Below are 7,086 nucleotides of genomic sequence, written 5' to 3'. Positions count from 1 at the left end.
GCAGTATGGATATGTCAGGTATGCAAGGTGGTAAAGCTCCAGCTGATGCTCGCAGTCCTGACTATTCAAACGGTGTTCCCTATGGACGCTATGGTCAGCCTATGATGATGGGTGATATGCCATTATGGGGCGTTTCTGTAGACGATTTAGGCTATCAGTTTGATGACGATCAGATTAATTATGAGGTTAGTGCTTGGTATGGCCTAGATGAGCGCCGTCTATCTTTACGTAGTGAAGGTAGTGTTCAGACCAAAGATGAGAAAGACATTGATAGTCTGACCTCATTGTCTTACTGGAAGCCGCTAAGTATTTTTTGGAATGGCGAAGCAGGGGTCGCCTATGATACCAAGAATGATAAGCCTGCCATTATGGCCGGTATTGTCGGCACAATGCCTTACTTTATTGAAACAGATGCTAGAGCATATCTCTACACCGATGGTCAAGTTAGGCTTGATCTTGGTGCAGAATATGAATGGCGTTTGAGTCAGCACTGGGTTGTGATACCGGAAGTTGGTCTGTCAGCTTTTAGTAAAGACGATATTGACAATCATATCACCAAGGGATTCAATGAATTAGAGACTGAAGTTAGACTGACTTATGAAACCTTAGGTCGTCAACTGGCACCTTACGTCGGTGTGAGCTATGAGACGGCTCTTGGCAGTGCGCGTGGCCAGCGGCGTCAAGAAAATGAATCGGTTGATAGCAGTAGTTTGACTGCCGGTGTTAAATTCTGGTTCTAACATTGTCAAAATTATAGGAGATATATTATGAATACTTCTGATCAAAACAGCATGAATCATCAAAGCCATCAACAGGGCATGAATCCTTATGTGAAGTTCACTTTGATGATTCTGACGTCTACGATTGTAATGTTTATTATGATGTATTTTAATACCTATCAGCTGGATCATGTTTATTTTAGTGAGACCCGAGCCTATATGGCATTATATATGGGCGCAGTCATGGCGATTATCATGCTCGCCTTTATGAGCAATATGTATAAAAAGACTAAGATTAATTTACTGGTTTATGGAATAAGTGTAGTAATGTTTGCTGTAGGTATTTGGGGTGTGCGTTCCCAAGCAACGGTTGATCAAGTCGATTGGATGCAAGCCATGATACCTCATCACTCGATTGCCATTTTGACGAGCTCAAGAGCAGATATTGAAGACCCTAGAGTACAACAGCTCGCTGACGATATTATTAAAGCGCAAAAGCGTGAAATCGCTGAGATGCAAGCGCTTATTGAAGAGCTCGAATAGACGGCTATATATAGAGGTATGGCAAGCTAAGAAATTGATTATGAAAAAATGGTGATACCTAGTATCAGCGCTATAGTCTTCGCTGGTATCTTTACCTTAAAAGGACAGATTGCACAGATAATTAATGTGATTTTTTACCTACCCCTTCAACTGCAGTAACTGCTCTTTGTTTTACTGTTCTTATTTCAAAACCTCTTATTCCTATATCGAAATGTTCAATATCTGTCGATTGCTATTTTTGAGTGAGAGTGCTTTAAGAGTTGTACTTATTATCAATATTTATTGTCTTCAAGGAGTGGTTTTATGAAACATATTGCCGATGAAAAATCTATCAAAGGTGGTCAGTACGATAAAGTACCGGAAAATTATAGCGGTACGGTCTATATTTGTCCTATGCATCCAGAAGTAAGAGATGTTGAAAAAAGTGACTGCCCAATATGTGGCATGTTTCTTAAACCTGAAGACGAAGTTGCTAAAGATGATAGTCACGCTAGCTGTCATGGAAAGGATACTGATAGTAGCGGAGTAAAATCTGTTAAAGGCGGTAAATACGATAAAGTACCTGCTGATTACGATGGCACGGTATATACCTGTCCTATGCATCCTGAAGTGAGAGACGTTAGAAATAGCGGTTGTCCGATATGTGGTATGGCGCTTGAGCCCGAAACGCTTACTATCGGTGAAGAGGACACCTCAGAGCTTGACGACATGACTCGTCGTTTTTGGATATGTACCGTGTTGACTGTACCGCTATTAATATATGTTATGAGCGGTATGTTTGGAGTTGACTTTAGTCAGTATGGTATACCTTCACAGGTTTTACAATGGGCTGAGTTGGTGCTTGCGACACCTGTAGTGCTTTGGGGGGCCGCCCCGTTTTTCGTTCGTGGCTGGCAATCTATAAAAAGCCGCAATCTTAATATGTTTACTTTGATTGCGATAGGCGTAGGCGCTGCTTATGTTTTTAGTATTGTCGCGACCTTTTTTCCCAATATTTTCCCAGACAGTTTTAGAGACGCTAGTGGTCAAGTCGGAGTCTACTATGAAGCAGCAGCTGTCATTGTAACCTTAGTATTGTTGGGTCAAGTATTAGAGCTCAAAGCCAGAAGCCAAACTTCAGGTGCGATTCGAGCATTGCTTGAGCTAGCTCCACCGACTGCAAGACGTGTTGACGAAAACGGAGAAGAGATCGAAGTCTCGCTTGATGAGGTTGTCAGTGGCGATAAGTTACGGGTTAGACCAGGTGAGAAGTTGCCCGTAGACGGTACAGTGATCGATGGTAATAGTAATGTTGATGAATCAATGGTAACGGGTGAACCAATCCCTGTATCAAAAGTAGCAGGAGATACAGTGACTGGTGGTACGGTAAATGGCACCGGAACGCTATTAGTCGAAGCGGTCAATGTTGGAGCAGATTCAGTATTATCTAAAATTGTACAAATGGTTGCTGAAGCCCAGCGTAGCCGCGCACCTATACAGAAATTGGTAGATAAGGTAGCTGGGTGGTTCGTACCGATCGTGCTTATTTGCTCCGTCATTACCTTTATTGTCTGGGCGATATTCGGCCCTGAGCCCGCTATGACCTATGCTTTGGTTAACGCGATTGCGGTACTGATTATTGCTTGTCCTTGTGCCCTTGGTCTAGCGACGCCGATGTCCATTATGGTTGGTACCGGCAAAGGCGCGCAAAACGGCGTCCTCATCAAAAATGCTGAAGCGTTAGAGAGGATGGAAAAAGTCGATACCATTGTCGTCGACAAGACCGGAACACTGACCGCTGGTAAGCCCGAGCTTACCGCAATTGATGCGCAGGTAGGTCAAGATGAAGACGAGTTCCTCGCATTGGTAGCCTCAGTAGAAAGCGCTAGCGAGCATCCTTTAGCAGAAGCTATCGTTAGAGCAGCTCAAGAAAGATCACTCATTATTCCTAAAGCTACTGACTTTAATTCGACTACTGGCGAAGGCGTACAAGCCGTGGTCGATGGTAAGAAAGTCGCTATTGGTAACTCTAAGCTTATGGAAAGCCTAAATAGTTTTGATAATGAGCTGTCCACTAAAGCTGATGTCCGTAGAAAAGACGGTGAAACGGTAATGTTTGTGGCTATAGACGGTAAAGCTGCTGGTATTATTTCAGTTGCTGACCCTATTAAACCAAGCACTAAAGAGGCTATTTCACTGCTTCATGACGCAGGTTTAAAAGTTGTGATGCTAACCGGTGACAACGAAAAAACCGCGCAGGCAGTCGCCAATAAACTAGGTATTGATGAAGTTCATGCGGATGTCTCACCAGAGGATAAAAACCGTATCGTCAAAGAAATGCAAGACAGCGGTAAATTGGTCGCTATGGCGGGTGATGGTATCAACGACGCACCAGCGCTAGCGCAAGCTAATGTTGGTATCGCTATGGGAACCGGTACCGATGTGGCGATGGAGAGTGCGGGCATTACCCTGCTAAGAGGTGATTTAATGGGCATTGCCAAAGCTTATAAGCTTAGCCACGCCACCATGCGCAATATCAGACAGAATCTGTTTTTTGCCTTTATCTACAATGCACTTGGTGTTCCTATTGCCGCAGGTGTGCTCTATCCCATATTTGGGATTCTGCTCAGTCCGATGATAGCAGCGGCAGCGATGAGCTTGTCGTCATTCTCGGTGATTGCTAACGCGCTGCGATTGCGCCGTTTGAAACTATAATTCTGGTACGGTAAAAAGTGTTCTAAAGCACACTGACACATACTGGTCTAAACAAGATCACAAAATATAAGGATACCGTTATGGGCAGCTTTTCTATTACACATTGGCTGATTTTATTGGTCGTAGTGGTGGTCGTATTTGGTACTGCCAAGCTTAAAAATGCAGGTAAAGATTTAGGCGGTGCGGTGAAGGGTTTTAAAGAAGCGGTCAAAGATGAAGAACCCGAGAATGCTCGCAAAAATCATGTGCTTAGCCATGAAAATAGTACGCCAGCTGCAAGTAATGATTTAAATACGCGTGTAGGTAATCAGGCTGATGATATGGAAATCAGCCCTATTTCCACTGATGACCAGCCTAAAGTATGAAGCGCGCCGCTTATAAATAGCGGCACTAAGTAGTCTATTAATATATGTGACTGTTATGTTTGATATTGGGTTTTCCGAATTACTCTTGTTTGGCGTCATTGCTTTAATCGTATTGGGCCCAGAAAAACTGCCGCAAGCCGCACGTACCGCTGGGCAATGGTATGCCAAACTGCGCCGTACAGTATCCACCCTACAATCTGAAATAGAAGCTGAGCTTGATCTAGCTGAAACACGTCAACAAATGCAAAATGAACTTGCGAAAATCCGTCAGACCGAGTCGGATATGAAGCGCGAATTAGCAGAAATGCGTGGCAGTATGCAAAAGTTTGAGCAGTCACAGAACCAAAGCCTAGACGCTTCACATCAGTCAATCACCCCTTATGATAAAGACCATCAACAGAATACTACCTCCTCGTTCATTAAACAGGAGGCGGATCAGTGAGCCTATTTAAACGGCAAAAAAGTCGACAAGAAAAAATAACAGATATAGAGTTTGAGGCGCCAACAGATACAACACAGAATAGTGAGTCTGGAGATACGTTAGGTACGCTTGGCGATATGCCTATTACCGGACATTTAATCGAGCTGCGTACGCACTTAATAAGAATATGCGTGGTCGTCTTAATTATATTCTTAGTATTGGTGGGATTTTCACGCGAGCTTTATAATCTTTTATCAGACCCATTAGTGGCGCAGTTACCCATCAATTCGACCATGATTGCCACTGATATAACGTCAAACTTTATGGCACCCATTCGCTTAACGATATTCGTCGCCGCATTTTTAGCAATGCCTTATATCCTGTATCAAATTTGGTCATTTGTAGCTTCCGGCTTATATAAAAAAGAGAAGAAAATTGCCATTCCTGTACTGCTATCTTCGATATTTCTATTTTATGCGGGTGTTGCTTTTTCCTACTTTGTCGTACTCAAAGGGGTATTGAAATTTTTTATTATGTTCGCTCCGCAGAACGTTATACCAATGACCGATATTGACAGTTATCTGAGCTTTGCCCTCAAGCTATTTATGGTGTTTGGACTGACTTTTGAGATTCCAGTGGTTACCTTATTGCTGATAATGGCCGGAATCGTTTCTACTCAAATTTTAGAAGATAAGCGTCGTTATATCATAGTCGGCTGTTTTGGGATCGCCGCGGTAGTGACACCGCCTGATGGTGTATCAATGCTGTTGTTGGCGATTCCTATGTGGCTATTATTTGAGCTGGGTTTACTCTTAGCAAAGATATTAATTAAAAATGAACGAAATAATGATTTAGTCTCAGGGAATGAAACATTAGAAAGTAGCTAGCACTACTTAAACACGCCAAGAACCTTTTTTACTTTTTACTTTTTACTTTTTACTAGAGTATGTCAGCGTGAGTACTCTACTTAGCGACGGACTCTAAATGGAACACCCAACTAATAACAACGAAAAAAATGACGGTCTTGCAAATCGACTTAACCAAGAGTGCTACTGCATTACCCTTGATCGTAAAGCGCTTAATACAAGCCTTCAAGATCAATTGGTAGAAACTAGAAACAATCCAATAGGAGCGAACGAGCTTAATAAGCTTTTTTCAGCAACACCCGTGTTCGTTCCCAAAACAGAGATAGAGGCGATGGAGCGAATCGTCAGGGCTATCGAGTCAGCTGCCGAACTGCCATTGTATCAAGAGCAAGTGCTGTCGTGGGCACCAGAAATAGCTGCTTTCGACCCAGGCCCAATAGGGGCCCTCATGGGTTATGACTTTCACTTGGGTAGCGATGGACCTCAGCTCATCGAGGTCAATACTAATGCCGGTGGCGCATTTCTGAATGTGTTGCTCGCTCGCGCACAAAAACGCTGTTGCAACCCCTCAGAGCAAAGCGCTGCAACCAATCAAATGCTAGATAGGTTCGAGGAAGCAGTGTTTGACATGTTCAAACAGGAATGGCAGCGACAGTCCGCTGTTGCTATGCCCAATCGGATAGCCATTGTGGACAATGACCCCGAGAGTCAGTTCATGTTCTTAGAGTTTGAGTTAGCCTGTCAACTGCTCCAAGCTAGAGGTATTGATACTGTGATACTTGATCCCTCTGAACTCGAGTATATCGACGGTACGTTAACAGTCCATGGCCAGAAAATCGATATGATTTACAATCGGCTTGTCGACTTTGCATTTGAGGACCCTGACCATGTATTGCTTAAGCAGGCTTATTTAGAGGGTGCTGTGGTAGTGACACCCAATCCCCGCGTACATGCTATGTTGGCCAATAAGCAAAACCTGACATTGCTATCAGACTCCCAAATATTGCGCTCTTGGGGTCTGGATGAGGCTGCAGTGGAGTGCCTCGAAAGGTCTGTACCGAGGACTAAGATTGTATCAAGAGACGATGCAGCAGAGTTGTGGCTTACTCGGCGGCAACTGTTTTTTAAGCCAGTTGCTGGTCATGGAAGCAAAGGCGTTTATCGCGGTAGCAAACTGACTCGACGCGTCTTCGAAAACATTCTGGATGAAGATTATATCGCACAGACCTTTGTCCCTGCAGGAGAGAGATCACTCAAAATTGATGACATCGTAACAACAAGAAAGGTAGATATACGTCTTTATACGTATGGCGGAAAACTGTTACTACCTGCTGCGCGTGTGTATCAAGGTCAGGTGACTAACTTCCGTACGCCAGGCGGTGGATTCGCGCCTGTCTTTCAGGTGTGATCGTCTAGGTCTTATTTATACCAAACCCAATAATTAAAGCACTGCCCAATGACGAGCAGTGAGCGACTTA

At 43.7% G+C, this 7,086-nt stretch carries 7 protein-coding genes; all 7 read left to right on the top strand.

The window, feature by feature from the left end; genetic code table 11:
- Positions 1-740: copper resistance protein B (locus RTR63_RS08500; protein WP_312523717.1), on the top strand; the 740-nt coding region annotated here is incomplete at its 5' end.
- A 27-nt stretch (positions 741-767) separates the two neighbouring features.
- On the top strand, positions 768-1,262 hold the full coding sequence (locus tag RTR63_RS08495) for a DUF305 domain-containing protein (protein ID WP_036599458.1): 495 nt from the start codon (positions 768-770) through the stop codon (positions 1,260-1,262).
- Between the two features lie 303 nt (positions 1,263-1,565).
- Positions 1,566-3,956 (top strand): copper-transporting P-type ATPase, encoded by a 2,391-nt coding sequence (locus RTR63_RS08490; protein ID WP_312523716.1) that lies wholly within the window; start codon positions 1,566-1,568, stop codon positions 3,954-3,956.
- 80 nt (positions 3,957-4,036) lie between these two features.
- Positions 4,037-4,321 carry a Sec-independent protein translocase subunit TatA gene (gene tatA / locus RTR63_RS08485; protein ID WP_011959992.1) on the top strand — a complete coding sequence of 95 codons (285 nt, stop codon included), beginning with the start codon at positions 4,037-4,039 and terminating at the stop codon, positions 4,319-4,321.
- Between the two features lie 55 nt (positions 4,322-4,376).
- Complete coding sequence (tatB, locus tag RTR63_RS08480; protein WP_036599454.1) at positions 4,377-4,763, top strand: Sec-independent protein translocase protein TatB; 387 nt, start codon at positions 4,377-4,379, stop codon at positions 4,761-4,763.
- Positions 4,760-5,629 (top strand): twin-arginine translocase subunit TatC, encoded by an 870-nt coding sequence (gene tatC / locus RTR63_RS08475; RefSeq protein ID WP_011959994.1) that lies wholly within the window; start codon positions 4,760-4,762, stop codon positions 5,627-5,629. Before tatB ends, tatC begins: the two co-directional genes overlap by 4 nt.
- A gap of 97 nt (positions 5,630-5,726) precedes the next feature.
- Positions 5,727-7,016, top strand: coding sequence for an ATP-grasp domain-containing protein (locus RTR63_RS08470; RefSeq protein ID WP_312523703.1), 1,290 nt, complete (start codon positions 5,727-5,729; stop codon positions 7,014-7,016).
- Positions 7,017-7,086: the final 70 nt, after the last annotated feature.

Source organism: Moraxella sp. CTOTU47724 (assembly GCF_032014955.1).
GTDB lineage: Bacteria > Pseudomonadota > Gammaproteobacteria > Pseudomonadales > Moraxellaceae > Faucicola > Faucicola tetraodonis.
This window is presented reverse-complemented; position numbering and strand designations above follow the sequence as displayed.

Excerpts from the sequence above, each read along its gene's own strand:
- tatA (WP_011959992.1), top strand. The coding sequence starts at position 4,037 with ATGGGCAGCTTTTCTATTACACATTGGCTGATTTTATTGGTCGTAGTG.
- RTR63_RS08490 (WP_312523716.1), top strand. The coding sequence starts at position 1,566 with ATGAAACATATTGCCGATGAAAAATCTATCAAAGGTGGTCAGTACGAT.
- tatB (WP_036599454.1), top strand. The coding sequence starts at position 4,377 with ATGTTTGATATTGGGTTTTCCGAATTACTCTTGTTTGGCGTCATTGCT.
- RTR63_RS08495 (WP_036599458.1), top strand. The coding sequence starts at position 768 with ATGAATACTTCTGATCAAAACAGCATGAATCATCAAAGCCATCAACAG.
- RTR63_RS08470 (WP_312523703.1), top strand. The coding sequence starts at position 5,727 with ATGGAACACCCAACTAATAACAACGAAAAAAATGACGGTCTTGCAAAT.